24 protein-coding genes and 1 tRNA gene are annotated in these 24,657 nt (G+C 71.6%); 9 read left to right on the top strand and 16 right to left on the bottom strand.

The window, feature by feature from the left end; genetic code table 11:
• Positions 1-124: 124 nt before the first annotated feature.
• Both ACWD0A_RS32200 and ACWD0A_RS32195 read right to left on the bottom strand, forming a co-directional pair.
• Positions 125-2,662: an ABC transporter permease gene (locus ACWD0A_RS32200; RefSeq protein WP_451303889.1), complete on the bottom strand. Its 2,538-nt coding sequence runs from the start codon at positions 2,660-2,662 to the stop codon at positions 125-127.
• Positions 2,663-2,824: 162 nt separating this feature from the next.
• Complete coding sequence (locus tag ACWD0A_RS32195; RefSeq protein ID WP_177152358.1) at positions 2,825-3,595, bottom strand: ABC transporter ATP-binding protein; 771 nt, start codon at positions 3,593-3,595, stop codon at positions 2,825-2,827.
• Between the two features lie 390 nt (positions 3,596-3,985).
• Here ACWD0A_RS32195 and ACWD0A_RS32190 point away from each other — a divergent pair.
• Both ACWD0A_RS32190 and ACWD0A_RS32185 read left to right on the top strand, forming a co-directional pair.
• Positions 3,986-4,067, top strand: a tRNA-Leu gene (locus ACWD0A_RS32190).
• 167 nt (positions 4,068-4,234) lie between these two features.
• Positions 4,235-5,125 carry a Bax inhibitor-1/YccA family protein gene (locus ACWD0A_RS32185; RefSeq protein ID WP_451303886.1) on the top strand — a complete coding sequence of 297 codons (891 nt, stop codon included), beginning with the start codon at positions 4,235-4,237 and terminating at the stop codon, positions 5,123-5,125.
• A gap of 96 nt (positions 5,126-5,221) precedes the next feature.
• Here ACWD0A_RS32185 and ACWD0A_RS32180 read toward each other — a convergent pair whose 3' ends face one another.
• A complete protein-coding gene (locus tag ACWD0A_RS32180; RefSeq protein ID WP_177152356.1) occupies positions 5,222-5,452 on the bottom strand; it encodes a DUF4287 domain-containing protein in 231 nt (76 codons plus the stop codon).
• Between the two features lie 98 nt (positions 5,453-5,550).
• Here ACWD0A_RS32180 and ACWD0A_RS32175 point away from each other — a divergent pair, with 98 nt between their 5' ends.
• Positions 5,551-5,874, top strand: coding sequence for a hypothetical protein (locus ACWD0A_RS32175; RefSeq protein WP_451303884.1), 324 nt, complete (start codon positions 5,551-5,553; stop codon positions 5,872-5,874).
• Positions 5,875-5,907: 33 nt separating this feature from the next.
• On the opposite strand, the gene ACWD0A_RS32170 is transcribed toward ACWD0A_RS32175, so the two are convergent.
• From ACWD0A_RS32170 to ACWD0A_RS32160, 3 genes are all read right to left on the bottom strand, one after another.
• The gene (locus ACWD0A_RS32170) at positions 5,908-6,753 is read right to left on the bottom strand and encodes a hypothetical protein (protein WP_451303897.1); all 846 of its coding nucleotides are present in this window, start codon (positions 6,751-6,753) and stop codon (positions 5,908-5,910) included.
• A gap of 455 nt (positions 6,754-7,208) precedes the next feature.
• Positions 7,209-8,429 (bottom strand): acetyl-CoA C-acetyltransferase, encoded by a 1,221-nt coding sequence (locus ACWD0A_RS32165; RefSeq protein WP_451303882.1) that lies wholly within the window; start codon positions 8,427-8,429, stop codon positions 7,209-7,211.
• A gap of 136 nt (positions 8,430-8,565) precedes the next feature.
• Positions 8,566-9,570, bottom strand: coding sequence for an SGNH/GDSL hydrolase family protein (locus ACWD0A_RS32160; RefSeq protein WP_451303895.1), 1,005 nt, complete (start codon positions 9,568-9,570; stop codon positions 8,566-8,568).
• A 149-nt stretch (positions 9,571-9,719) separates the two neighbouring features.
• On the opposite strand from ACWD0A_RS32160, the gene ACWD0A_RS32155 reads away from it, so the two are divergent.
• The gene (locus ACWD0A_RS32155) at positions 9,720-11,108 is read left to right on the top strand and encodes a cystathionine beta-synthase (protein ID WP_451303880.1); all 1,389 of its coding nucleotides are present in this window, start codon (positions 9,720-9,722) and stop codon (positions 11,106-11,108) included.
• Between the two features lie 317 nt (positions 11,109-11,425).
• Here ACWD0A_RS32155 and ACWD0A_RS32150 read toward each other — a convergent pair whose 3' ends face one another.
• The 4 genes from ACWD0A_RS32150 to ACWD0A_RS32135 all read right to left on the bottom strand — a co-directional run bounded on the left by ACWD0A_RS32150 (position 11,426) and on the right by ACWD0A_RS32135 (position 13,277).
• Positions 11,426-11,848 (bottom strand): hypothetical protein, encoded by a 423-nt coding sequence (locus ACWD0A_RS32150; RefSeq protein ID WP_451303878.1) that lies wholly within the window; start codon positions 11,846-11,848, stop codon positions 11,426-11,428.
• A gap of 271 nt (positions 11,849-12,119) precedes the next feature.
• On the bottom strand, positions 12,120-12,392 hold the full coding sequence (gene pqqD, locus ACWD0A_RS32145) for a pyrroloquinoline quinone biosynthesis peptide chaperone PqqD (RefSeq protein ID WP_451303876.1): 273 nt from the start codon (positions 12,390-12,392) through the stop codon (positions 12,120-12,122).
• The gene (gene pqqC / locus ACWD0A_RS32140) at positions 12,389-13,117 is read right to left on the bottom strand and encodes a pyrroloquinoline-quinone synthase PqqC (RefSeq protein WP_451303874.1); all 729 of its coding nucleotides are present in this window, start codon (positions 13,115-13,117) and stop codon (positions 12,389-12,391) included. The genes pqqD and pqqC overlap by 4 nt, the downstream gene beginning before the upstream one ends.
• Positions 13,118-13,136: 19 nt before the next feature.
• Entirely contained in the window at positions 13,137-13,277 is a 141-nt protein-coding gene (locus ACWD0A_RS32135) for a pyrroloquinoline quinone precursor peptide PqqA (protein ID WP_451303872.1), read from the bottom strand.
• A gap of 268 nt (positions 13,278-13,545) precedes the next feature.
• On the opposite strand from ACWD0A_RS32135, the gene ACWD0A_RS32130 reads away from it, so the two are divergent.
• Complete coding sequence (locus ACWD0A_RS32130) at positions 13,546-14,382, top strand: MurR/RpiR family transcriptional regulator (RefSeq protein WP_451303870.1); 837 nt, start codon at positions 13,546-13,548, stop codon at positions 14,380-14,382.
• 96 nt (positions 14,383-14,478) lie between these two features.
• Positions 14,479-15,042 carry a hypothetical protein gene (locus ACWD0A_RS32125; protein WP_451303868.1) on the top strand — a complete coding sequence of 188 codons (564 nt, stop codon included), beginning with the start codon at positions 14,479-14,481 and terminating at the stop codon, positions 15,040-15,042.
• Positions 15,043-15,054: 12 nt separating this feature from the next.
• On the opposite strand, the gene ACWD0A_RS32120 is transcribed toward ACWD0A_RS32125, so the two are convergent.
• The 6 genes from ACWD0A_RS32120 to ACWD0A_RS32095 form a co-directional block, all read right to left on the bottom strand.
• Positions 15,055-15,426 (bottom strand): hypothetical protein, encoded by a 372-nt coding sequence (locus ACWD0A_RS32120; protein WP_451303866.1) that lies wholly within the window; start codon positions 15,424-15,426, stop codon positions 15,055-15,057.
• Between the two features lie 111 nt (positions 15,427-15,537).
• Positions 15,538-15,924, bottom strand: a complete 387-nt coding sequence (locus ACWD0A_RS32115) for a roadblock/LC7 domain-containing protein (protein ID WP_451303864.1) — start codon at positions 15,922-15,924, stop codon at positions 15,538-15,540.
• Positions 15,925-16,003: 79 nt separating this feature from the next.
• A complete protein-coding gene (locus ACWD0A_RS32110; RefSeq protein ID WP_451303862.1) occupies positions 16,004-16,777 on the bottom strand; it encodes a transcriptional regulator in 774 nt (257 codons plus the stop codon).
• On the bottom strand, positions 16,774-17,175 hold the full coding sequence (locus tag ACWD0A_RS32105; protein ID WP_451303860.1) for a hypothetical protein: 402 nt from the start codon (positions 17,173-17,175) through the stop codon (positions 16,774-16,776). Before ACWD0A_RS32105 ends, ACWD0A_RS32110 begins: the two co-directional genes overlap by 4 nt.
• 149 nt (positions 17,176-17,324) lie before the next feature.
• A complete protein-coding gene (locus tag ACWD0A_RS32100) occupies positions 17,325-18,704 on the bottom strand; it encodes an APC family permease (protein ID WP_451303858.1) in 1,380 nt (459 codons plus the stop codon).
• Positions 18,705-18,813: 109 nt separating this feature from the next.
• On the bottom strand, positions 18,814-20,124 hold the full coding sequence (locus ACWD0A_RS32095) for a diaminopimelate decarboxylase (protein WP_451303893.1): 1,311 nt from the start codon (positions 20,122-20,124) through the stop codon (positions 18,814-18,816).
• 160 nt (positions 20,125-20,284) lie between these two features.
• On the opposite strand from ACWD0A_RS32095, the gene hutU reads away from it, so the two are divergent.
• The 3 genes from hutU to ACWD0A_RS32080 are packed head-to-tail and all read left to right on the top strand — an operon-like array spanning position 20,285 to position 24,506.
• Positions 20,285-21,949, top strand: a complete 1,665-nt coding sequence (gene hutU / locus ACWD0A_RS32090) for a urocanate hydratase (protein ID WP_451303856.1) — start codon at positions 20,285-20,287, stop codon at positions 21,947-21,949.
• Between the two features lie 17 nt (positions 21,950-21,966).
• Positions 21,967-23,181 carry an allantoate amidohydrolase gene (locus tag ACWD0A_RS32085; RefSeq protein WP_451303891.1) on the top strand — a complete coding sequence of 405 codons (1,215 nt, stop codon included), beginning with the start codon at positions 21,967-21,969 and terminating at the stop codon, positions 23,179-23,181.
• The gene (locus ACWD0A_RS32080; protein WP_451303854.1) at positions 23,172-24,506 is read left to right on the top strand and encodes a formimidoylglutamate deiminase; all 1,335 of its coding nucleotides are present in this window, start codon (positions 23,172-23,174) and stop codon (positions 24,504-24,506) included. The genes ACWD0A_RS32085 and ACWD0A_RS32080 overlap by 10 nt, the downstream gene beginning before the upstream one ends.
• The last annotated feature ends 151 nt before the right edge of the window (positions 24,507-24,657 follow it).

The raw sequence follows: 24,657 nt of genomic DNA, 5'->3' as shown, positions 1-24,657 counted from the left end.
GGCACGACGGCGACGGAGTTCGCCTACGAGGGCGACCTCGACGGCAACCGTGTCGTGAACCGCGGTCTCGAATGGTCGAGCCGCGCGGCGGCCACACCGCCGCGCGGACGCCCCCGCCCCCGGCCTACTCCGTCTTGATCGCCGTCAGCATGTTCAGCCGCGCCGCGCTCCGCGCCGGCCACATCGCCGCCAGCACCCCCACCACACCGGCCAGCAGCAGGAAGATCCCGATCCGGTCCCACGGCAGGATCAGCGCGTAGCCCGGGATCTCGGAGCGGATCGTCTCGCCGATCGCCCACGCCAGGAACGCACCCAGGCCCACACCGATCACCGCGCCGAACACCGAGATCACCACGGCCTCCAGGCGGATCATCCGCTTCACCTTCCGCCGGTCGAGACCGATCGCGCGCAGCATGCCGATCTCCTGCTGGCGCTCGAACACCGACATCGCCAGTGTGTTGATCACGCCGAGCACCGCGATGATCAGGGCCATCGCGAGCAGGCCGTACATGATGTTCAGCGCCGTGTTGATGAAGCCGCCGAACATGTTCCGGATGTCCTGCTGGTCCATGACGCTCATCGCCGGGTTGTCGCCGAGCGCGTCCACGAGCGCCTGCTCGTTCGCCTCGCTCGCTCCGCCGTCCATCGCCACCCAGATCTCGGGGATGAACGGCTTGGTCTCGTACGGGGCCACCAGCTCGGTCGACACCAGCACCGGCGAGAGGAACTCGTTGCCCTGGTAGACGGCGCCGATCCGCACGTTCTTCTTCTCCGGCTTGTCCGCATCGCCGAAGTCCACCGGCAGCGTGTCACCGACCTTGTAGCCGCTGGACTTCGCCGTGTCCTCGGCGACCGCGATCTCGCCCTTGGCGAGTGTCGCGAGCGATCCGGACACCGTCTTCAGGTCGAAGACCTTCTCCACGGCACCGGGGGTGACCGCCGACGCGGCGTGCCACGTGCCCTTGATCTCCAGCGACGTCGCCTGCTGCGGCGAGACCGCGCTGACGCCCTTCGCCTTCCGGATCGCCTCGAGCGCCGACTCGTCCAGGGCGCCGCCGCTGGCCATCGAGACCATGTAGTCGGCCCGGATGTTGTCCGTGGTCATCTTGTCGACGGCCCGGCCCATCGTCGCGCCGAGTACCGACAGGCCGGTGACCAGGGTCAGGCCGATCGCCAGCGCGGAGGCGGTGGCACCGGTGCGGCGCGGGTTGCGGACCGCGTTCTGTCCGGCCAGCTTGCCGGACACCCCGAACACCTTGTGCAGCAGCGGGCGGGCGAGGGCGATGACCGGCCGCGACAGCAGCGGGATGAGGACGATGACGCCGACGAGGGCGAAGAAGGCGCCGGCGCCGATGAGCATCCGGCCGTCCTTGCCGACCGCCGCGCCACCGACGATGCCGGCCGCGCCGAGCAGGGTGACGGCGCCGCCGATGCTGTTCCGCAGGACGAGCGACTTGGTCGTCGCGACCGCGTGCACGCTGCCCATCGCCGCGACCGGCGCGATCTTCGCGGCGCGGCGGGCGGGCAGCCACGCTGCCAGCATCGTGATCAGCACACCGACAGCGAACGCCGCGGCGACCGCGGTCAGGGACACCACCAGCGGACCGGCGGGCACCTTCGCGCCGAACGCGCTCATCGCGGACCGCAGCCCGGTCGCCAGGCCGAGGCCCAGGACGAAGCCGACCACCGAGGCGACCGCTCCGACGACCATGGCCTCGAGGATCACCGAGCGCTTGACCTGGCGGCGCGAGGCGCCGACGGCGCGCAGCAGCGCCAGCTCCTTGGTGCGCTGGGCGACGAGCATGGTGAAGGTGTTGGCGATCAGGAAGACGCCGACGAACAGGGCGATGGCCGCGAAGGCGAGCAGCATCGTGTTGAGGTTCGACAGGCCGCTCTCGATCTGCCGGGCCTGGTCGTCGGCGAGCTGCGTACCGGTCTGGGCCTCGGCGTCCTCGGGCAGCAGGGGCTCGACGGCGTCGAGGATCTTCGCGTCGGACGCGCCCGCCGCGGCGGTGACGGTGACGTCCTTGTAGTAGCCGGGCTGGAGGTAGAGCTTCTGCGCGACGGCGGTGTCGAACAGGACCAGGCTGCCGCCCGCGTTCACCGCGCCGTCCTCGGTGGTGAACACACCGGAGAGGGTGTACTCCTTCACCGGACCGTTGGTGGCGACGCGCACGGTGTCGCCGACCTTGTACGTGCCCTTCTCCGCGGAGTCCTTGTCGAGGGCGATCTCGCCGGCCGCCTTCGGGCCCGTGCCGTCGGTGAAGTCGTACGCCGGGTCCTTACCGTCTTTGCCGGGGGCGAAGTTGGCTCCGGTGTTGGACCAGCCGTTGCCGATGAGCTTGCCGTCCTGGTCGGCGACCCCGGCGAATCCGGAGACCCGTCCGGTGGCTCCGGCCACGCCGTCGAGGGCCCGGATCTTCTCCAGGGTCCTGTCGTCGATTCCGGGGTTCTTCCGGCTGTCGTCCGGGTCGGCGTAGGTGGTCACGGCGACCGCGACGTCGTCGTAGCTCTTGGCGGACTGCTTGCGGTAGGCGTTGCCGAGGGTGTCGGTAAAGACCAGGGTGCCGGAGACGAAGGCCACGCCGAGCATCACGGCGAGCACGGTCATCAGCAGCCTGGCCTTGTGCGCGAGCACATTGCGCAGGGCGGTACGGAACATGGTGTGTCCTGGGAGTGGGCCGGCGCGCGACGGAGGAGCCCGGCGGGCTCGGCCACGGGCCGGACGATGACAACAGGAGAGCAGGGGGCCCTCAGGCGTGCGGTGCGTCGCCGCACACCCGGGGCGCGGGGCCGGTCGTACGGCCCGCCGGGCGGGGGAGTGTCAGCTCGTGCGGCCCTTGGCGTCGAAGGCCTTCATCCGGTCGAGCACCCCGTCGGCGCTCGGGCTCAGCATCTCGTCGACGATCCGTCCGTCCGCCAGGAAGATCACGCGGTCGGCGTAGGAGGCGGCCACCGGGTCGTGGGTCACCATGACGACGGTCTGGCCGAGTTCGCGCACCGAGTTCCGCAGGAAGCCCAGCACCTCGGCGCCCGAGCGCGAGTCCAGGTTTCCGGTCGGCTCGTCACCGAAGATGATCTCGGGCCGGGAGGCCAGGGCGCGGGCCACGGCCACGCGCTGCTGCTGGCCGCCGGACAGCTGGGCCGGACGGTGGCCGAGCCGGTCCCGCAGACCGACCATCTCGATGACGCGCTGCACCCACTCCTTGTCGGGCCTGCGGCCCGCGATGTCCATGGGGAGCGTGATGTTCTCCTGCGCGGTCAGCGTCGGCAGCAGGTTGAACGCCTGGAAGATGAAGCCGATCTTGTCGCGGCGCAGCTGGGTCAGCTGCTTGTCCTTGAGGGAGCCGAGCTCGATGTCGCCGATGCGCACGGAGCCGGAGCTGAAGGTGTCGAGGCCGGCGACGCAGTGCATCAGCGTCGACTTGCCGGAGCCCGAGGGCCCCATGATCGCGGTGAATTCCGCCTGGCGGAAGTCGACGCTCACCCGGTCGAGCGCGACCACCTGGGTCTCGCCCTGTCCGTACACCTTGGACAGGTCCGTGGCGCGGGCGGCCACGGCGGTGGCGCGGTGAGCGATGGGCGTGGTGGTCACGAGAAGGGCTCCTGTCGGCCTTGTGCTGCGGGGACCAACCCATCGTGTCGCCCGCCGGGCGGCGAATCGTCACTCCCGATGCCCGTTCCCGGGGCCCTCTCCGGTCGGACCGGGCGGCGTGCTCGTCATCCTTGGGTATGACAGCGCCCCTTAGCCCGTCCGGGGGACGGCGGACCGGTGCCGACCTGACATACGTGCCCGGCAGTTTTCCGTCATTCCCGATGCCGCGCGCGGGCGGGCAGGACCCCTGTGCTGCGGGTACGAACACCCGTGTACCAGCACTGACGAACCCTCAGGTGCCAATAAAATAAGACAACATCGGGCCATCGGGGCCGATGTCGGTTCGATCTCCACCGATAGGCTCGTGTGCCAACGCGGAGCCGCGTACACGCCCGGATGGTGGAATGCAGACACGGCGAGCTTAAACCTCGCTGCCCCTCGGGGCGTGCCGGTTCAAGTCCGGCTCCGGGCACACGTGAGCCTCGGGGCACCCGTCCCGCAGCCGCCAGGCCACCGGCCCGGCGGCCCTTCGGCACGTCACGATCTCGGAAAGATCCTCCCCGAGCACTAGGGTGTTCTCTTTGCTCCCGCATTACTCTTGACTTCTAGTGCCACGCACGGTGGCCAAGGAGGAGTGAGATGAGGAGCAGCAACCCGGTCTTCTCGCGACGGGGGTTCAGCCGCGACAACGGCTACGCGGGCTTCAACGCGCAGCAGACGCAGGCCGGGGGCCCCGCCGCTGGAACGAACCCCTACGCACAGGGCGCGGGCAACCCGTACGCCACCAACCCCTACGCCCCGGCGGGCACGCAGTCCGGCGCTCCCGTGCAGGCTCCCGCCCGCACGGGCGTGATGACGATCGACGACGTCGTCACGCGCACCGCCATGACCCTCGGCACGGTCGTGCTCACCGCGATCCTGTCCTGGGTGCTGCTGCCGGTCGACCCGGCCAACCTCGGCACCTCGTACGGCATCGCCGTCGGCGCGGCTCTGGTCGCGATGGTGCTGGCGCTCGTCCAGGCCTTCAAGCGCAAGGCCTCGCCCGCGCTGATCCTGCTGTACGCGGCCTTCGAGGGCGTTTTCCTCGGCGTGATCTCCAGCGCGGTCTCCACGTACATCTCGGACGGCGTGGTCGCCCAGGCCGTGCTCGGCACGATGGCGGTCTTCGCCGGCGTGCTGATCGCCTACAAGATGCGCTGGATCCGTGTCACGCGCCGTTTCTACGGCTTCGTGATGGCGGCGGCGATGGGCTTCGTCCTGCTGATGCTGGCGAACCTGCTGTTCTCCGTCTTCGGTGGCGGTGACGGCCTCGGCTTCCGTACCGGCGGCCTCGGCATCCTGTTCGGTGTCATCGGCGTCATCCTCGGCGCCTGCTTCCTCGCCCTGGACTTCAAGCAGGTCGAGGACGGCATCGCGTACGGCGCTCCGCGCGAGGAGTCCTGGCTGGCGGCCTTCGGCCTCACCCTGACCCTGGTGTGGATCTACCTGGAGATGCTGCGTCTGCTGTCGATCCTCCAGGGCGACGACTGATCCAGGTCGTCACCCCTGCGGCACACGCACGAAGGGCCCGCCCGGCACTTGCCGGGCGGGCCCTTTCCGTTGCTCGTGCGCGATTCCGCCAAGCCGCTACAGCAGCTTGCGCGCGGCGCGCCTCAGATCGTACTCATGGATGATCGCTTTGGCCTGGCCGTACGAGAGGTTGTGTTCGCCGCGGAGCCAGCTGACCTTCTCCTCGAAGCGGAAGAGCGACGGACCTTCTTCGACGGTGCGCAGCCAGTCGGAGATCTCACGACCGGTGCACTCGGGGATTCGGGAGAGCAGATTTCGGTGGGTCTCTTCGGAGAAGACTTGGGACATCGGCGCCTCCGGACGCATTGCGCGTGTGCTCTTCACGCCACCGTGCCTGAGGGTTCGCGTATTGGCAACAGTCCCGCGGGGGCGCGTAGGGTCGCGGCGTGCTTGATACGAGTGAGCTGATCACCGTCGGTGAGCGATTCGCGGACCGGTTGCGGGCGGCCCCGCAGAGCCGTCTCCAGCGTGGCGCGGCGGCCGAGGGGCTGGCCCTGGCCAGGGAATTGTCGGTGCGGGCGCAGCATCTGGAGAACCCGTCGGGCGAGCCGATGATCATGCCCGACGAGGGCGTCTTCGCGGTGGCGGATCAGCTGATGGTGGCGGTCCGTGACCTGGCCGAGGCCCTGCGGTTCGGCCCGGCAGGTCGCGAACAGGTTGACGCCGCGGTCGTCCTCGTACAGGAGGCCGCGGCGCGGGCGGGGTTCTAGGGGGCCTCGGCGGGCGGCGGGGCCCGGGGAGCCTCAGTGGGAGGCGATCACGCGGTCCGCGAGGATGTAGACGCTCTCCTCGCCGCAGGTGAAGGTCAGGGCGTACGCGCCCGAGACGCCGGAACCACCGAGCAGCACGGGCGCGTGGCCCGCGCGCAGCGCCTCGGCGAGGCGTTCGGCGGTCTCGCGGTGGCCGGGCGTCATGCACAGCGTCGTCCCGTCGGCGAACACGTACACGTCGAGCGTCCCCAGCGGACCCGGCCGGACGTCGGCCAGCTCGGTACCGGCCTCGGCCAGCTCCTCGAGCCGCGCGACCGTGCGCTCGTGGTCGGTGACCACCGGCGTCTGGACCGGGACGAAGTCGGGGTGCGAGGGGTGGCGGCGGCGGGCGGCGGCCAGCTCGGGGGAGTCCTCGGCGAACTCGGTCATCTCCGGCAGGTCCGCCATGTCGTCGAGCGCCTCCACGGCGTCCAGGTCCATGGCCTCCAGGCCCACGAAGTCGGCCTGGCGGGGCACATAGAACGGCGGGATCTCGTCCCCGGCGTCGGGAAGGCCGCCGAACAGCGGAGCGGAGCCGTCGCCGGCGTAGCGGGCAGAGGCGTCCGCGGCGTCCCGGGCCTCCTGCGCCGCCCAGAAGGCGCGCGCCTCGGCCAGCTCGCGCTCCCGCTCCTCGGCCAGCGCCTCGGCGACGGCCGCGCGTATCTCGGCGGTGTCGCTGCTGCGGGCCGCGGGTACGGAGGCCGTGCGGCCGGGCCCATGCGACGCGGCGAACTCGGCGCGCAGGGCGGTGACCTGCTTGCGGAGTCCGTGGGCGGCGTGCAGGGCAGCGGCGCCCACGGCCGTGGCGGCGGCCGCGGTCAGCAGCAGGGCAAGAGGCATGGCGCTCACTGACGTACTCCCGGTTTCACTCGATACCCCCGACTTCCTACATCAGCTTGCGATGTACCCGCGCCTCCTGTCAGTGCATTACGTCACGAATTGGACAGGACTTTGTGTCCTGTGTTTAGCCGGGAAAAGGCGTTGACCAGGTAAAAGGGTCTCCCCCAGGAGATAGGTCACATCCTGGGGGAGATTGCGTCACGAACTGAGATCCACAGCGCGTAGACCCGCGGAACCGCGTCGGATCGGCCGATCCGCCCAATCCTTCGCCACCGCTGCGGGCGGGGTCGCCCCTCGTACCGGGGCGACCCCTACCCTCCGCTCCGGCTCAGCTCAGCCGCCCTGTTCTTTGGTCGCGCTGAGCCTCGCCACCGCTGCGGGCAGGTGCCGCCCCTCGCCCCGCGGTGGAGCCGCATGGAGGCACGGCCGGGGTGACCCCTACCCTCCGCTCCGGCTCAGCTCAGCCGCTCGATGACCATCGCCATGCCCTGGCCGCCGCCCACGCACATCGTCTCCAGGCCGAACTGCTTGTCGTGGAACTGGAGGCTGTTGATCAGCGTGCCGGTGATGCGGGCACCGGTCATGCCGAAGGGGTGGCCGACCGCGATCGCGCCGCCGTTGACGTTGACCTTGTCCAGGTCGAAGCCGAGGTCGCGGTAGGACGGGATGACCTGCGCCGCGAACGCCTCGTTGATCTCGACCAGGTCGATGTCGGAGGAGGTCAGGCCCGCGCGCTGCAGAGCCTGCTTCGACGCCTCGACCGGGCCGAGGCCCATGATCTCCGGCGAGAGGCCCGAGACACCGGTCGAGACGATGCGGGCGAGCGGGGTCAGGCCGAGCTCGCGGGCCTTGGTGTCGCTCATGATGACGAGCGCGGCGGCGCCGTCGTTGAGCGGGCAGCAGTTGGCCGCGGTGACCATGCCGTCGGGGCGGAAGACGGGCTTGAGGCCCTGGACGCCCTCCAGGGTGACGCCCGCGCGCGGGCCGTCGTCCGTGCTGACGACCGTGCCGTCGGGGGTCGTCACCGGGGTGATCTCCCGCTCCCAGAAGCCGTTCTTGATGGCTTCCTCGGCCAGGTTCTGCGAGCGCACGCCGAACTCGTCCATCTCCTGGCGGGTCACGCCCTTCCAGCGGGCCAGGTTCTCGGCGGTCTGCCCCATGGCGATGTACGCGTCCGGAACGAGGCCGTCCTCGCGCGGGTCGTGCCAGGTGGTGCCCTCGGTCTCGGCGACGGCAGCGGTGCGGGCCTCGGCCTCGGCGAAGAACGGGTTGTGCGTGTCCGGCAGGGTGTCGGAGTTGCCCTTGACGAAGCGGGACACCATCTCGACGCCCGCGGAGATGAAGACGTCGCCCTCGCCGGCCTTGATGGCGTGCAGCGCCATGCGCGAGGTCTGCAGCGACGAGGAGCAGTAGCGGGTGACGGTGCAGCCGGGGAGGTGGTCCATGCCCATCTGCACGGCGACGACACGGCCGAGGTTGTGGCCCTGCTCGCCGCCGGGCAGGCCGCAGCCGAGCATCAGGTCGTCGATGTCGCGGGGGTCCAGCTCGGGCACCTTGGCGAGCGCGGCCTGGATGATCGTGGCGGTCAGGTCGTCGGGCCGCAGCTCCTTCAGGGAGCCCTTGAAGGCCCGGCCGATGGGCGAACGGGCGGCAGAGACGATCACGGCTTCGGGCATCACGGCTCCATGGGAAAAGAAGGACGGGCAGGCTGACTGACTGGGAAGTTACCCGTACGTACCGGCCTGGTCACCGTACGGGCCGTGTGATGAGGGACTCTTTTCTAAGCGCTTGTTCAGTGAAAGTGTACGGCCGTCAGTCGGTCTCCACGTGGGCCTCCGCGGGCTCCCTTTCCGGGGTCGGGGGCACCTCCGCCGCCGGGAGACGGCGGCGCCTGCGGTGCTTGAGCAGCGCCCAGGGCGCCCGTGCGCCCGTGACCTCGGTGCCCGCCTCCGCGGCGGCGGTCGCCGCCGCGCGCGCCACGGGCAGCATGTCCTCGTCGCGGTCCACGTCCAGCGCGTCGGTCTCCGGCCACAGGCCGAGGGCCGCGCACAGGGTGGGCAGCATCGCCATCGCCGCCGTGGCGTAGCCCTCGGCGGAGGGGTGGTAGTTGTCCGCGCCGAACATCTCGCGCGGGTTCGCCGCGAACTCGGGGCCGAGCAGGTCGCCCAGCGAGACCGTGCGCCCGCCCTGCTCCACCACCACGATGGTCTGCGCGGCCGCCAGCTGCCGCGACACCCGGCGGGCCAGCCAGCGCAGCGGCTGGTACACCGGCTCGATCGTGCCCAGGTCCGGGCACGTGCCGACGACCACCTCCGCCCCCGCCGTCCGCAGCCGGCGCACCGCCGACGCCAGGTAGCGCACCGACTGCGTCGGCGGCATGCGATGCGTGACGTCGTTCGCGCCGATCATGATCACGCATACGTCGGGGGTCCGCGTGCGGTCCGCGAGGAGCTGGGTCACCTGCCGCTCCAGGTCGTCCGACTGGGCGCCCGGCAGCGCGATGTTGCGGACCTCGACCGGTCGCTCGGCCACGGCCGCGAGCCCGGAGGCCAGCAGCGCCCCCGGCGTCTGGCCGGCCCTGCGCACGCCCTGGCCCGCCGCCGTGGAGTCGCCGAGGACCGCGAGATACAGGGGGTCGTCCCGGCCGAAAGCCATCCCGTACAGGCCGTTGCCCCGTGGGGGGATGGGTGCCGTGCCCCCGCCGACCGAGCGCTTCGCCAGCTGGACCTCCGCCAGCACCACGCCCACCGCCGCCGCACCGATCAGGCCGATACCGCCTCCGCCGTATGCCGCACCCGCCGCAATGCGCCTGGCCACCCTCGCCCTCGACACAGCCACCTCCTCGCGGCCCTCGCAGGCCGCCGTCTTGCCGTACTAGAGCTAACTGCCCCGTAGCCGGTGTCGCCCAATCCAGCGCCCATCCGGCATACGCTGGCCGCACCATTACGGAGACCCCGGAGAACACTGTGCGTATCCACAACTCGATGATCAGCCTCGTCGGCGACACCCCGCTCGTGAAGCTGAACAACGTGACCGCAGGCATTTCGGCGACCGTCCTCGCCAAGGTCGAGTACTTCAACCCCGGCGGGTCGGTGAAGGACCGCATCGCCCTGCGGATGATCGAGGCGGCCGAGCAGAGCGGCGAGCTGAAGCCCGGTGGCACCATCGTCGAGCCGACCAGCGGAAACACCGGTGTCGGACTCGCGATCGTGGCCCAGCAGAAGGGCTACAAGTGCATCTTCGTCTGCCCGGACAAGGTGTCCACGGACAAGATCAACGTGCTGCGCGCGTACGGTGCCGAGGTCGTGGTCTGCCCCACCGCCGTGGACCCCGAGCACCCCGACTCGTACTACAACGTCTCCGACCGGCTTGTGCGGGAGACCCCCGGCGCCTGGAAGCCGGACCAGTACTCCAACCCGAACAACCCGCGCTCGCACTACGAGACCACCGGTCCGGAGCTGTGGGAGCAGACGGAGGGGAGGATCACCCACTTCGTCGCGGGCGTCGGCACCGGCGGCACGATCTCCGGCACCGGCCGTTACCTCAAGGAGGTGAGCGACGGCCGTGTGAAGATCATCGGCGCCGACCCCGAGGGCTCGGTGTACTCCGGCGGCTCGGGGCGGCCCTACCTCGTCGAGGGCGTCGGCGAGGACTTCTGGCCGAGCGCCTACGACCGGACCGTCACCGACGAGATCGTCGCCGTGTCCGACAAGGACTCCTTCCAGATGACCCGCCGCCTCGCCAAGGAGGAGGGCCTGCTCGTCGGCGGCTCCTGCGGCATGGCGGTCGTCGCCGCCCTGCGCGTCGCCGAGCGGCTCGGCCCGGACGACATCGTGGTCGTCCTGCTCCCCGACAGCGGCCGCGGCTACCTCTCCAAGATCTTCAACGACGAGTGGATGGCCGACTACGGCTTCCTGGAGGAGACGGGCTCCGCGACCGTGGCGGACGTGCTGCGCCACAAGGAGGGCGGCGCCATCCCCAGCCTGGTGCACATGCATCCGGAGGAGACCGTCGGCCAGGCCATCGAGGTGCTGCGCGAGTACGGCGTCTCGCAGATGCCGATCGTCAAGCCCGGCGCCGGCCACCCGGACGTGATGGCCGCCGAGGTCATCGGCTCGGTGGTCGAGCGCGAGCTGCTCGACGCCCTGTTCACCCAGCGCGCCTCGCTGCACGACCCGCTGGAGAAGCACATGTCCTCCCCGCTGCCCCAGGTGGGATCGGGCGAGCCCGTGGCCGACCTGATGTCGGTGCTCGGCGACTTCGCGGACGCGGCGATCGTGCTGGTCGAGGGCAAGCCGACGGGTGTGGTGAGTCGTCAGGACCTGCTGGCCTTCCTCGCGAACGACGCCAAGTAACCGGCGGCGGAAGTCCTTTCGTGAAAACGGTACGAGCGCGACACGTTCGCGCAGCACCCGCTTAACACGCGTCCGGCACAGTGGTGGATGTCGGCAGGGGGACCGGGCAGGTAACCCGGCCGGCAGCCAGCGGCGTCAAGGACTTCCGGAGCGGCTCCCGGACCCCTGGACGCCACGGACGCGGAGGCCGGCCCTGACCCGGTCCGTGTCCTTCGCGGGGACCGCCGTCGTCCCGCCCCCCGGCTCGCCGGGGGTGCGGCGGTCCCCGCGACATTCTTCAACGGTCCCTCCCGAAGCGGCCCGCCACCGGAGGGGGCCTAGTCCTCCCAGTCGGACTTCCTGCGCTGCGACGCCCGCTGCCAGGGCCACAGGCGCGCCGCGTGGGCGGCGTTCACGCCGACGATGCCGAGCCAGGTGACGATCAGGCCGGCCAGGCCGGCGTTGGCCACACCGATCGCGGAGAGCGGGACGGCCAGGACCAGGGAGACGATCGCGAAGCCGAAGCGCTCGCCGAAGTTCGATTCGGTGGCCTGCTTCGGCCGGGCGCCGCCACGGGCGACGACCATCTGCTGCTCGGCCAGTTGGCGCCGCACCTGGCGGTCGACCGCGCCGTCGAGCCGCTGCCCGACCTTCTCCAGGAACGATTCGACGAGCGCGGCGTCGTACTCCTCCCCCAACTCGCGGCGGGCGTGCAGCGTGGCGTCGAGCTCCTTCTTGAGCTCAGGGTCGCGGGCTTCCATGCCGCCCACGCTACGGGGACGCCGCGACCGCGTCAGTGGGGCTGGCCCCCCTGTCGGGCGGGGGTCCTCCGGCCGGAAGCGGGCTCGAAGCGGTCCGCGCCCCCGAGACGCCCCGTTCGACGACGGCGTCGAGGTTGTCCGCCGAACTCGCCTTCCTCGTACCTCCGTCCGCCCACTGATCGGTGGTCGGCTCATGCGACCACCACGTGAGCTCCGCGGGCACCGGAGCGGGGCGGCCCGGGGGCATGTGCGCAGGCCGGTGCGCCGGACGTCATTGCAGCCAGCCCTCCTGCCGCAGACGGTCGAGGAACGGCGGGACGTCCGTGGCGACCGGAGCGCCCGGGAAGCGTCCGGCCAGCTCGTCGACGATCGCCCGCACGGTGCGGGTCCCGTCGCACAGCTCGACGACGACAGCGGCCCTGCCGGTGAGGACGACGACACGTTCGGGCAGGACCAGCAGGTCCGTGCCCCGGGCCCGGTCGTGGCGGCGCACGATGACCGGGGCCAGGGCCGGCTGCCAGCCGTCCGCGTGCGAGGCCTTCACGACCCCTCCGGGCAGTGCGCGTGGGCCACCGCGTCGAGGAGCGCCCACAGGACGTCGCACTTGAAGCGGAGCGCCGCCACCGCGCGTTCCTGGTCGTCGCGGGTGCACGCCCAGGAGAGGACCAGCCGGAGCGCCTCGGCGCTGTCCCGCCCGCTCCGGGAGACGCGGGAGCGGAAGCAGGCGAGGCCGTCCGGTTCGATCCACGGGTAGTGGCGTTCGAAGGCGTCGATGCGGGTGCGCATCAGGTCCGGGGCGGCCAGTTCGGTCAGCGAGGCGGCGACGGCTTCGAGGGGCGGGCGCAGGCGGCAGAAGTTCACGTAGCCGTCGACGGCGAGCCGTACGCCCGGCAGCACGGTGTCGCCGCGCAGCAGCGTCTCGCGCTCGAGGCCGGCCGCCTCGCCCAGTCGCAGCCACCGCTCGATGCCGCCCTCGCCCACGTCCAGGCCGTCATGGTCCTGAATGCGGCGCAGCCACATGCGGCGCAGTGCGGGGGTGGGGAGCTTGGCGGTGATCAGGGCGTCCTTGACGGGGATGTGGCGCTGGTAGTGGAAGCGGTTGGCGATCCAGCAGCGCAACTCGGCCCGGCTGAGAGCACCGCTGTGCATGCGGATGTTGAAGGCGTGGCGGTCGTGGTACCGCTCCTCGGGCACCGCGCGGAGCCGTGACTCGAACTCCGCGGTGCTCCAGGGGGCGTCGCCGACCGGAGAGAGCAGCGTGGTCACCACTCGATCACCATCCCGCCGGCTAGACGGAGTCGCTGTGCCGGGCGGTGACTTCCAGCGCGGTCTCGACGACCGTGTGCCCCGGGGTCTCCCAGGTGGAGTCGTCCGTCGTCTCCACGGCGGTCTCCTCGGCCTGCTCCGCGAGTGCCTCGGCTTCGTTCATGGTGCTGCCCTTCCGTTTGCGGTGGGTCGGACCTGCTCCGACGGCGGCCCCGGTGGCCCCGACGACCGGGACACGCCACAGCCGCTCGCCGCGCAGTGTCGAGAGGCAGCGCGCCGCGACCTTCTGTTACGGAGTCTTGACGCAATGCACCCGGCCGACCACTCGGATTCACCCGTCAGGGCCGCCCTTGCCCCTCCGCCGGGCAGCTGCATATGGTCATGCAGAGTTGTCGGTGGCTGAATAGATGGGGTCGGACAAGGGGGATGGCATGAACGACAGCCCTGCGGCGCGGCTGCAGTTGCTCTTCGAGGGGCACCGCCTCACCCCGACCCAGCGGCGCATCGCGCACAGCATGGTCCGCCGGGCCGCGGACGTGCCGTTCCTGTCCAGCGTGGAGCTCGCCGAACTCGCGGGCGTCAGCCAGCCGTCGGTCACCCGCTTCGCCGTCGCCCTCGGCTTCGACGGCTACCCGGCGCTGCGCAGGCACCTGCGCGAGGTCGTGCCGCCGGAGGCCGTCGCGCACGAGGACACGAACAACGAGTACCAGCAGGCGGTCCAGGCCGAGATCGAGAATCTGCGGCAGCTGGCCGAGATGCTCGCCGACCCCTCCCTCGTGGAGCGCGCCGGGCGGCTGCTCGCCGCCTCCCGTCCGCTGCCGGTGCTCGGGCTGCGCGCCGCGTCCTCGCAGGCCCGCGGCTTCGCGTACTTCGCCGCCAAGGTCCACCCCGACGTCCGCCTCCTCGACGAGGGCGGCTCGATGCTCGCCGACCGCATCGACTCCGCGCGGCGGGCCGGGGCGAGGGCGCTACTGTGCTTCGCGCTGCCGCGCCACCCCAAGGAGGTGGTGGCGGCGCTGGAGTACGCGCGCGCTGCCGGACTGAAGGTGGTGACCGTCGCGGACTCGGCGTTCGCGCCGGTCGCGGCCCACAGCGATCTGCTGATCCCCGCCGCCGTGGGCACGGGTCTCGCCTTCGACACGGCGTGCGCCCCGATGCTGCTCGGCCGTGTGCTGCTGGAGGCCATGTGCGACGACCTCCCGGACGCCCAGGCGCGGCTCGAGGACTTCGACGCGCAGGCGGCGGAGCGCGGCCTGTTCGTGGAGTAGCCGCCGGGGCCTGATCTCCGCCGCGATTCTCATGCACCGCTCAGAATCGGCCGCTACCCTCCCGCGGCAACGGAACTCGGCGGAAAGGACCTTGCAGTGGGGCGCGGGGCGCAGTCGTTGGCGCGAGTGGCGGTGGCAGTACGGGCCGGTGCGGCACCCCTGTGGTGGCTGGGGGTTCTCGCCGCCGGGGTCGGGCTGCTGCTGCCGGGGCTCACCGGACGTCGCATCGGGGTGCCGGCGGGGGCCGCACTGTTCCTCGTCACCGCTGCCGCGGTCGCTCTCGTGCGGCGCCGTCGGTACACGCGTCTCGCGGACTGTGCGACCCGTGCCGGACGGCATGACGTGCTCCAGGACCGCCGGGTGACGCTGAAGGCGGTGCGCCGGTCGCGCCGCTGGTGGCTGCTGCTCGCCTTCCTCGCCGCCGTCGCGAGCTCGCTCGTGCTGCCGGCCGCGGGAGGGGCGGTGCTCGCCGGCGCGGGAGCGGGCCTGTGGCTCAAAGCCGTGTGGCTGGGCCGGCGCGAGCGCACGCAGGAGACGCTGCTGTGGATGCGTACGGACTGGCTGGCCGACGGAGCGGTCGGCAAGCCCGTCAAGGGCTTCCGTACGACCGGGATCGCCGCCGGTGACGCCGCGCCCGGAGGGGCGCGGCGCCGGAGCTGAGCGGGGCCGGGATCAGACCTCCAGTTCGGCCTCGATCTTCTTCAACTGGTGTCGCGCCATCGCCAGGTTCGCGCGCTCCTTGTCCAAGGCCAGGTACAGGAAGAGGCCGTTGGAGCCGCGGCCCTTCATCAGGCGGATCAGGTGGTACTGCGAGCCGAGGGTGATCAGGATGTCCTCGATCTCGTCCTTGAGGCCCAGGTGCTCCATGGTGCGGACCTTGGCGCGGACCACGTCGGTGTTCCCGGCGGCGGCGACGGTGAGGTCGAGGTCCTTGCCGCCGCCTATGGTGCCCAGCGCCATGCCGCTGGTGTAGTCGACGAGCGCGGCGCCGATGGCACCTTCGATGGTGGTGGCTTCCTTGAGCGCGGTCTCGGTGTTGGCCATGGCAGGCGCACGTTCCTTCCGTCGGTTGGTTGTCGTTCTCGCGGTGGTTCTGTTGCGGGTGGTTCCGGTGCGGCTTCGTGCGGGTGGGTCTGCGGGGGCGGCGGCCATGTGTCAGGCCTCCTGCGGTCGTTCGAGGGCGGCGTCCACCAGCGCCCCGACACGGACACAGGCCCGGCGGGCCTCGAGATGGAGCCGGCCCACGTTGATGCGCGGCTCGGCCAGTACGGTGAGCACGGCCGACGAGCCGGCCGCATAGGTGGCGACGTAGCCCGCCTCGCCCCGTACGAGCAGCTCCTTGAAGCCGCCCTGTCCGGTCGCCTCGGTCAGCCGCACCGCGACCCCGAGCGCGGCGGCGGTGAGCGCTGCGACGCCCTCCGCGTCCGGGGTGTCCGTCGCCAGCACCAGGCCGTCGACGCTCGCGGCGAGCACACCGGTCAGCTGCGGCACACGGGCGCGCAGTCTTCTGAGTTCACCGAGCACCTCGGTCTCGGCCGTCATGAGCTGTCTCCTCTCGGCACGCAGCCTCAAAGCACGCCTCATGACGGTGTGCGCAGGGCCCGGTGGGTCGTGCGGTGGGTCACAGGCTTGCCTCCAGAGCGTCGCGGAGCCGGCGTAACAGGGCGATGTCCGGGTCGGCGGGGAATCCGGCGACCCAGTCGGGCAGCGGGGCGGGGGCGGGCGCGGCGGGCTCCGACGGTGTCTCGACGAGCCCCGCGGCGGCCATCCGCCGTACCTCGATCAGGGTGTTGAAGGCGGGCCGGCCGACGGCCCGGGCGATCGCCGGCGGGGTGCGCACACCGTCGGCGAGTTCCAGCAGCGTCCGCTGTCTGCGGGTGGCCGTGGCACCGTGGCCCGGCGGACGGCGGCGCAGCGGTGCGGTGTCCACCTCGGGGTGCGGCCACACGGAGTCGAGCAGCCCGCGCCGCCGGCGCGCCTCCCGGACGACGGCCGCGGCGGGCACGGGGCGCACGGTGCCGATCCAGTGCGCGACGCCGTAGCGGAAGCGGGTCGGTCCGCTGCCGGGCGCCAGGGCGAAGAACGCGGCGTCGTGGAGGGCGCCGAGGTGGCAGATCTCCAGTGCGCCGCCGGTGACCTGGCCGCTGTCGACGAGGAAGCGTGCCACTTCGCGGCGTGCGCCGGCCCTGGCCACCGCCTCCTGCCAGCCTTCGGGTGCCAGTTGGCCGCCGACGGTCAGCAGCACGTCGAGGCCGGGTGCGGCCGGGCTCTCGGCGTGCACCACCTGGCCGTCGGCGAGGTAGAGGGCCCCGTGGTCACGGACCAGGACGCCGGTGGCCCGCTCCTCGGCCAGCCGCACGAGCATGGGGGAGACGGTCGTGGCCGCTGCGGTCATCCGAGGACCAGCCGCTCTGCGAGGTCCGCGAGGCGCAGCCGGGCAAGCGCCAGATTGCCGGTGTCCCGGTCGAGCCACAGATGCAGGAACACACTGCTGTCGAACGTGGTCTCCACGAACCGCATCACGTGGTATCCGGTGCGGGTGGTGACGATGAGGTCCTCGACGGGTAACCCCTTGGTGCCGTCGGATGCCGGTGTCCCGTCGGATGCGAAGGACGGGTACTCGGCGGCCATCCTGGCCAGTTCGGCCGTCTCGGCCGCGGTGGTCTCGTGGTCGCCGCCGGGGGTCTCCCCGACGGAGCCGAGGGCGAGGCCGCTGGTCCAGTCGACGATGGCGGCTCCCCGGGCCCCGGGCACCACCATGGCTTGCAGCAGACACTCGTCGATTCCGGGCACGCGGACTCCCCTCCCCGCCTCGGTGTGCCGCGCAACCGACACGGCAGTGACGGAGAGGTTACTCAACGTGGCGCCCTCAGGGGTGACTTTCTGGCATTTTCCAACGGAACATGCGTGCGCCCGATAAAGTCCGCCCGTCCGAGACGGCCCTATCCGTTGCCGGTGCCTGCCTCGTCCTCGTGGCGCACCTTCATCACCAGCTTGTTGACACCCCACAGCAGGATGCCGATGCCGACCAGCACCCCGGCCCGGATGTAGACGTCCGCCGCGCGGTCGGCGAGCGGGCTGGCCAGGATCACCGCCGTGATCGCGCCGAGGACCGGCAGGACCGTCGGCGTACGGAAGTGCGCGTGCTCCACGCGGTCCTTGCGCAGCACCAGCACGGCCACGTTGACGACCGCGAAAACGCACAGCAGCAGGAACGCGGTCGTGTCGCCGAGCCCCTCGATCTCGCCCGTGGACACGAGTCCGATGGCGATCAGCGTCACGAACACGATGCCGGTGACCGGGGTGCGGCGCCGCCGCAGCACCTTGCCCATGCCGCGCGGGAGTACCTTCTCGTTGGCCAGGCCGTAGCAGAGCCGGGAGGCCATCATGATGTTGATCAGCGCCGAGTTGGTGACCGCGAACAGCGCGATCAGCGCGAAGAGCCGGGGCGGGAAGTCGACGCCGCCCGCTTTGACGACCTCCAGCAGCGGGCCGCTGGACTTCTCCAGGGTGCGGTAGTCCACGAGCAGCGACGACACCAGCGCGACGAGCACGTAGATCGTGCCGGTGACCGCGACACCGGTGAAGATCGCGCGGGGGAAGGTGCGCACCGGATCGTGGGTCTCCTCCGCCATGTTGACCGAGTCCTCGAACCCCACGAAGGCGAAGAACCCGAGCGCGGTGGCGCCCAGCACGCCGGTGATCAGCGCGTAGCCCGCGCCCGACGCCTCGAACTCGCCCAACCGGGACGGCTCCCCGTCACCGGTGATCACCGCCCAGGCGCCGATCGCGAGGATCACGAGCAAGCCGGTGAGCTCGACGAGCGTCAGCACCACATTGGTCTTCACGGACTCCGACACACCGCGCAGGGCGAGCGCGGCGAGAGCAAGAATGAAGGCGATCGCGATGACGGTGGGCGGGATCGCATCGGTGAACTCCCGGAAGTAGTCCCCGCTGAAGGCGCGGGCCGCGGCGCTCGCGGACGACAGCCCCGAGCACATCACCATGAAGGCGACGATGAAGGTCAGGAACGGGACCTTGAACGCCTTCTGGGTGTACAGCGCCGCCCCGGCGGCCTTCGGGTACTTCCCGACCAGCTCGACGTACGATGCGGCCGTCAGGATCGCGACCACGAAGCCGATGGCGAACGGCAGCCACAGCGCGCCCCCGACCTTGCCCGCCACCTTGCCGGTCGTGGCGTAGATGCCGGTCCCGAGGATGTCGCCGATCACGAAGAGGATCAGCAGCTTCGGCCCGATCGCCCGCTTGAGCGAAGGGGACCCGTCCGGTGTTCCGGTGGACGCCGGCGCGGATGCGCTCATGAGACACCTTTCCCGTGGACCCGACCGTTCCCGACGGAACAGTTTCTGCCCGGTGGGACCGGTGTGACGCCTGTGGGCGGCCGGGACGCGGCGTGTTGCGCCGCCTGGGCTACAGCAGCGCGCCCGGGCAGGCGCCGCCCGATTCCGCGACGATCTCCTCGAGGGTCTGCGCGGCCCGCACCAGGCTGAAGCGGACACCGTCGGGGCCGGCGGTGAAGCCGTGCACGGCGGTCCTGGGCAGGCTGTTGTAGCCGTAGTGGCTGGAGAAGTAGTACGCGCCGGTGTCGAGCGCCGCGATCACGTCGCCCTGCTCCAGCAGCGGCAGGGCCCGCTTCTCGGCGAGCAGGTCGCCGGCGAAGCAGGCCGGTCCCGCGACGTCCTGCGCCACGTCCGGCCCCGGCTTGGGCAGGCCCTTGGCGTCGTACGCGGCGATCCTCAGCGGCCAGGACACCGGGTCGTAGACGGTGCGGGTGGCGACCTGGACGCCGGCGTGCGTGACGGCGATGGGACGGCCGCCGGCCGACTTCGCGTACTCGACACGGGCGAGGACCAGGCCGTGCTTGGCGATCAGGGAGCGGCCGAACTCGGTGACCAGCCCGTAGCGCCCGTCGAAGAGGCCCGGCACGTGCTCCTTCAGCTGCCGCGCGTACGCGGCGAAGGTCGGCGTGTGCTCGTCGGAGGCGAAGTTGACCGGGAGGCCGCCGCCGATGTCGATCGTGTCGACCTGGCGGCGGCCGGCCGCCGCGTTGATCTCCTCGGCGAGCTCGTAGACCGCGAGGACGCCCTGGGCCATGCGCGCGAGCGGCATTCCCTGGGAACCGGAGTGGGTGTGCAGACGGGTCAGCCAGGGGCGTTCCGCGTAGGCGCGCACGACCGCGTCCCTGGCCCCCGCGTCGGCGAGCGCGAAGCCGAACTTGGACGTGGCCGTGGCCGTCGACAGTGCGCCGATCGAGCCGCCGCCGACCTGCGGATTGACGCGCAGGCCCAGCGGCGAGGCGCTCGGCCCCTCGGTCATCAGGGCGTCGATGCGCCACAGTTCCTGGAAGTTGTCCGCGTTGACCGCGATCCCCAGGGCGAGGGCCTCGCGCAGCTCGGCGCCGGTCTTGGCGGGGGAGTCGAGCACCGTCAGACCGGCGGGCAGGCCGGCGGCCCGCGCGAGCGCCAGTTCGCCCGGGCTCGCGACCTCCGCGCCGATGCCCTCGGCGTGCAGGAGGGCGAGGACCGGTACCAGCGGTGCGGCCTTCACGGCGAAGGCGTGCAGCACGGGGGCGTCGGTGACGGCGGCGAACGCGTCACGGAGGGCGGCGGCCGAGGAACGGAGGCCCGCCACGTCGATCAGGGCGGTCACGGGCTCGGTCTCGGAGACAAGGCCCTGCTCCACGGCCGCTCGCACGGCCAGATCCCGACGCTCGGCGGTCACGTCCCCTGTCACGTCCGCAGTCATGGTGTTCAGCCAATCATCCGGCGGGTCGCGCCGCAGCTGTTGACTAAAACTATTCAGACGTACAGGATGTGAATAGAAGATCCCACAACCGTAGTCGTAGTCGTCGTAGTCGTCGCTGTCGCGAGGAGGCATCGCCATGTCAGGACCCCGCCCCGTTCGGGCACCGCGCGGTACGGAGCTGAGCGCTCTGGGCTGGCAGCAGGAGGCCGCTTTGCGGATGCTGCAGAACAACCTGGATCCGGAGGTGGCGGAGCATCCGGACAAGCTGGTGGTGTACGGCGGTACGGGCAAGGCGGCGCGGGACTGGCGTTCGTTCGATGCGATGGTGCGCACGCTGCGGACGTTGAAGCAGGACGAGACGATGCTGGTGCAGTCGGGTCGTCCGGTGGGGGTGATGCAGACGCACGAGTGGGCGCCGCGAGTGCTGATCGCGAACTCGAACCTGGTGGGGGACTGGGCGAACTGGGAGGAGTTCCGGCGTCTGGAGCAGCTGGGGCTGACCATGTACGGGCAGATGACGGCCGGTTCGTGGATCTACATCGGGACGCAGGGCATTCTGCAGGGCACGTACGAGACGTTCGCGGCGGTGGCGGCGAAGAAGTTCGGCGGGACGCTGGCGGGGACGATCACGCTGACCGCGGGTCTGGGCGGCATGGGCGGTGCGCAGCCGCTGGCCGTGACGATGAACGACGGTGTGGCGATCTGCATCGACTGTGATCCGCGGGCGATCGAGCGGCGGATCGAACACCGCTACCTCGACGTGAAGGCGGACTCCCTGGAGCACGCGCTCCAGCTCGCGGTCGAGGCCCGGGACCAGCGCAGGCCCCTGTCCATCGGTCTGCTGGGCAACGCGGCGGAGCTGCTGCCGCGGATGCTGGCCGAGGGCGCGCCCGTCGACATCGTGACGGACCAGACGTCGGCGCACGATCCGCTGGCGTATCTGCCGGTGGGGGTCGACTTCGACGACATGGGCACGCTGGCGGCGAAGGACCCGGCCGGATTCACCGCGCGGGCGCGGGAGTCGATGGCCCGGCATGTGGAGGCGATGGTCGGGTTCATGGACGCCGGTGCGGAGGTGTTCGACTACGGGAACTCGATCCGTGGCGAGGCCCGGCTGGCGGGCTACGACCGGGCGTTCGCGTTCCCGGGTTTCGTGCCCGCCTACATCCGGCCGCTGTTCTGCGAGGGCAAGGGCCCCTTCCGGTGGGCGGCCCTGTCCGGTGACGCGGCGGACATCGCCAAGACCGACAAGGCGATCCTGGAGCTGTTCCCGGAGAACGAGTCGCTGGCCCGCTGGATCAAAATGGCCGGCGAACGCGTCCACTTCCAGGGGCTGCCGGCGCGGATCTGCTGGCTGGGCTACGGCGAGCGGGACAGGGCGGGCGAGCGGTTCAACGACATGGTGGCGAGCGGTGAGCTGGCCGCGCCGCTGGCCATCGGCCGTGACCATCTGGACTGTGGTTCGGTCGCCTCTCCGTACCGGGAGACAGAGGCGATGCTGGACGGGTCGGACGCGATCGCGGACTGGCCGCTGCTGAACGCGATGGTGAACGTGGCCTCGGGCGCGTCGTGGGTGTCGATCCACCACGGCGGCGGTGTGGGCATGGGCCGTTCGATCCACGCGGGTCAGGTGTCGGTCGCGGACGGCACGAGGCTGGCGGGCGAGAAGGTCCGCCGGGTGCTGACCAACGACCCGGGCATGGGCGTCATCCGCCATGTCGACGCCGGCTACGACATCGCCGATACCGTCGCCGCCGACAAGGGCGTCCGCATCCCCATGCGCGAGGGTGACCAGGCGTGACCACTTCGTTCCACGAGATGTGGCGGGAGCTCGCGCCCATCGGGCGCAACGCCGACACCGGCGGGTACCGCCGGTACGCGTGGACCGAGGCCGACCGCGAGTGCCGCGCCTGGTTCCAGGAGCAGGCCGAGGCGCGCGGGCTCGCCTACGAGACCGACCGCAACGGCAATCAGTGGGCCTGGCTCGGCGACCCCTCCGCGGGGGACGCCGTCGTCACCGGCTCGCACCTCGACTCCGTCCCAGACGGCGGAGCCTTCGACGGGCCGCTCGGTGTCGTGTCCTCCTTCGCCGCGCTCGACGAACTGCGCCGCAGGGGTGTGGAGTTCACCCGGCCGCTCGCCGTCACCAACTTCGGTGACGAGGAGGGCGCCCGGTTCGGGCTCGCCTGTGTCGGCTCCCGGCTCGCCGCCGGGCAGCTGACGCGGGAGGCCGCGTACGAGCTGCGCGACGGCGACGGGATCAGCCTGCCCCGGGCGATGGAGGCCGCCGGGTACGACCCGGCCGCCATCGGGCCCGACCCCGAACGGCTCGCCCGCGTCGGCGCGTTCGTCGAACTGCACGTCGAGCAGGGCCGCGCCCTCGCTGCAATGGACAGCGGCTCCGCCGCGGGGACGGGCCACGCGGTCGGCATCGCCTCCGTGATCTGGCCGCACGGCCGCTGGCGCTTCGACTTCCGCGGCGAGGCGAACCACGCCGGCACCACGCGCCTCGTCGACCGGCGCGACCCGATGCTGACGTACGCGGAGACCGTGCTCGCCGCCCGCCGCGAGGCGGAACTCGCGGGCGCCGTCGCCACGTTCGGCAAGATCTCCGTCGAGCCGAACGGCGTCAACGCCATCCCCTCCCTCGTCCGCGGCTGGCTCGACTCGCGCGCCCCCGACCAGGCGGCGCTCGACACCGTCGTCACGGCGATCGAGCACGCCGCGAAGGAGCGCGCGGACCGCGACGGAGTGGACCTGGCCGTCGTACGGGAGTCGTTCACCCCGGTGATCGAGTTCGAGCACGCGCTGCGCGACGAGCTCAACAAGATCCTCGGCGGTGCCGTTCCGGTCCTCGGCACGGGCGCCGGACACGACGCGGGAATCCTGTCCGCGTCCGTTCCGACCGCCATGCTGTTCGTACGCAACCCCACGGGGATCTCGCACTCCCCGGCGGAATTCGCGCCCGAGGACGACTGCGTGGCCGGGGTGATCGCACTCGCCGACGTACTGGAGGGCCTGGCGTGCAGGTGACCTACTGGCTGGAACACGCCTGGCTCGGCGCCCACGTCGAGCCGGGCGTGGCACTGGACGTGCGCGACGGCAGCATCGCGGCCGTCCGCACGGGCGTGGACGCCCCGCCACCGGGAGCGGTGGTCCTGCGCGGGCTCACCGTCCCGGGCCTGGCGAACGCCCACTCGCACGCCTTCCACCGCGCCCTGCGCGGCACGGTCCAGGTCGGCAGCGGCACGTTCTGGACCTGGCGCGAGGTCATGTACCAGGTCGCGTCCGGGCTGACCCCTCAGACGTACTTCACGCTGGCCCGCGCGGTGTACGCGGAGATGGCGCTCGCCGGGATCACGGCCGTCGGCGAGTTCCACTACCTCCATCACGCGCCCGGCGGCACGCCCTACGCCGATCGGAACGCCATGGGCGAGGCCCTGATCGCGGCCGCGGCCGAGGCGGGCATCCGCATCACACTGCTCGACACGGCGTATCTGTCCTCAGGCTTCGGCGAGCCGCCGAACCGGCACCAGCTGCGCTTCTCCGACGGCACGGCGGACGCCTGGGCCGAGCGTGCGGACGCGCTGAAGGACGGCGAGCACGTACGCATCGGAGCGGCGATCCACTCCGTACGGGCCGTCCCGGCACAGCAGTTGTCGACGGTCGCCTCCTGGGCGTCCGCACGCAACGCGCCCCTCCACGTCCACCTCTCCGAGCAGACCGCGGAGAACGACGCCTGCCTCGCGGCGCACGGTGTGACACCGGCCCGGCTGCTCGCCGACCACGGCGTCCTCGGCCCCCGCACCACCGGGGTGCACAACACGCACCTGACGGACGAGGACATCGCGCTGCTGGGCGGCACGGCGACGGGCACCTGCATGTGCCCCACGACGGAACGCGACCTCGCCGACGGCATCGGACCCGCCCCCGCGCTCCAGGCCGCCGGCTCGCCGCTGTCCCTCGGCAGCGACAGCCACGCGGTGATCGACCTGTTCGAGGAGGCGCGGGCGATGGAGCTGAACGAACGCCTCCGCTCACGTACGCGCGGCCACTGGACGGCGGCGGCGCTGCTGCGCGCGGCGACGGCGGACGGCCACGCCGCACTGGGCTGGCCCGACGCGGGCCGCCTGGAGCAGGGCGCGCTCGCGGACTTCACCACCATCACGCTGGACTCGGTGCGCACGGCCGGACCGGTGCCGAGGCTGGGCGCGGAGACGGCGGTCTTCGCGGCGGGCGCGGCGGATGTGCGGGACGTGGTGGTGGGGGGCCGCCGCGTCGTGCGCGACGGGGCGCACGTGCTGGTCCCGGACGTGGGGTCGGCGCTCACGGAGGCGGTGGCCGCGCTGCGCCGATGACGTTGCCCCACCCCGCCCCTTCCCGTAACCGGGGGCTCCGCCCCCGGACCCTCCCCCTACGGCCTGGCGGCCGTGGGAGGGACCCCCAGCGCCTCAAGCGCCGGCGGGGCTGGATTTCGCGGAGCGAAATCAGCCCGTCGCCCAGGCCGCC

This window comes from Streptomyces sp. NPDC002867, assembly GCF_053591895.1.
The sequence above is the reverse complement of the archived record's forward strand: the minus strand, read 5'-3'. Positions and strand labels throughout refer to the sequence as shown.

Coding starts and splice junctions, on each gene's coding strand:
- ACWD0A_RS32120 (WP_451303866.1), bottom strand. CDS start 15,426: ATGGCCAACACCGAGACCGCGCTCAAGGAAGCCACCACCATCGAAGGT.
- ACWD0A_RS32100 (WP_451303858.1), bottom strand. CDS start 18,704: ATGAGCGCATCCGCGCCGGCGTCCACCGGAACACCGGACGGGTCCCCT.
- ACWD0A_RS32200 (WP_451303889.1), bottom strand. CDS start 2,662: ATGTTCCGTACCGCCCTGCGCAATGTGCTCGCGCACAAGGCCAGGCTG.
- ACWD0A_RS32185 (WP_451303886.1), top strand. CDS start 4,235: ATGAGGAGCAGCAACCCGGTCTTCTCGCGACGGGGGTTCAGCCGCGAC.
- ACWD0A_RS32180 (WP_177152356.1), bottom strand. CDS start 5,452: ATGTCCCAAGTCTTCTCCGAAGAGACCCACCGAAATCTGCTCTCCCGA.
- ACWD0A_RS32135 (WP_451303872.1), bottom strand. CDS start 13,277: ATGAACGAAGCCGAGGCACTCGCGGAGCAGGCCGAGGAGACCGCCGTG.
- ACWD0A_RS32170 (WP_451303897.1), bottom strand. CDS start 6,753: ATGCCTCTTGCCCTGCTGCTGACCGCGGCCGCCGCCACGGCCGTGGGC.
- ACWD0A_RS32130 (WP_451303870.1), top strand. CDS start 13,546: ATGAACGACAGCCCTGCGGCGCGGCTGCAGTTGCTCTTCGAGGGGCAC.
- hutU (WP_451303856.1), top strand. CDS start 20,285: ATGTCAGGACCCCGCCCCGTTCGGGCACCGCGCGGTACGGAGCTGAGC.
- ACWD0A_RS32085 (WP_451303891.1), top strand. CDS start 21,967: ATGTGGCGGGAGCTCGCGCCCATCGGGCGCAACGCCGACACCGGCGGG.
- ACWD0A_RS32110 (WP_451303862.1), bottom strand. CDS start 16,777: ATGACCGCAGCGGCCACGACCGTCTCCCCCATGCTCGTGCGGCTGGCC.
- ACWD0A_RS32165 (WP_451303882.1), bottom strand. CDS start 8,429: ATGCCCGAAGCCGTGATCGTCTCTGCCGCCCGTTCGCCCATCGGCCGG.
- ACWD0A_RS32150 (WP_451303878.1), bottom strand. CDS start 11,848: ATGGAAGCCCGCGACCCTGAGCTCAAGAAGGAGCTCGACGCCACGCTG.
- ACWD0A_RS32115 (WP_451303864.1), bottom strand. CDS start 15,924: ATGACGGCCGAGACCGAGGTGCTCGGTGAACTCAGAAGACTGCGCGCC.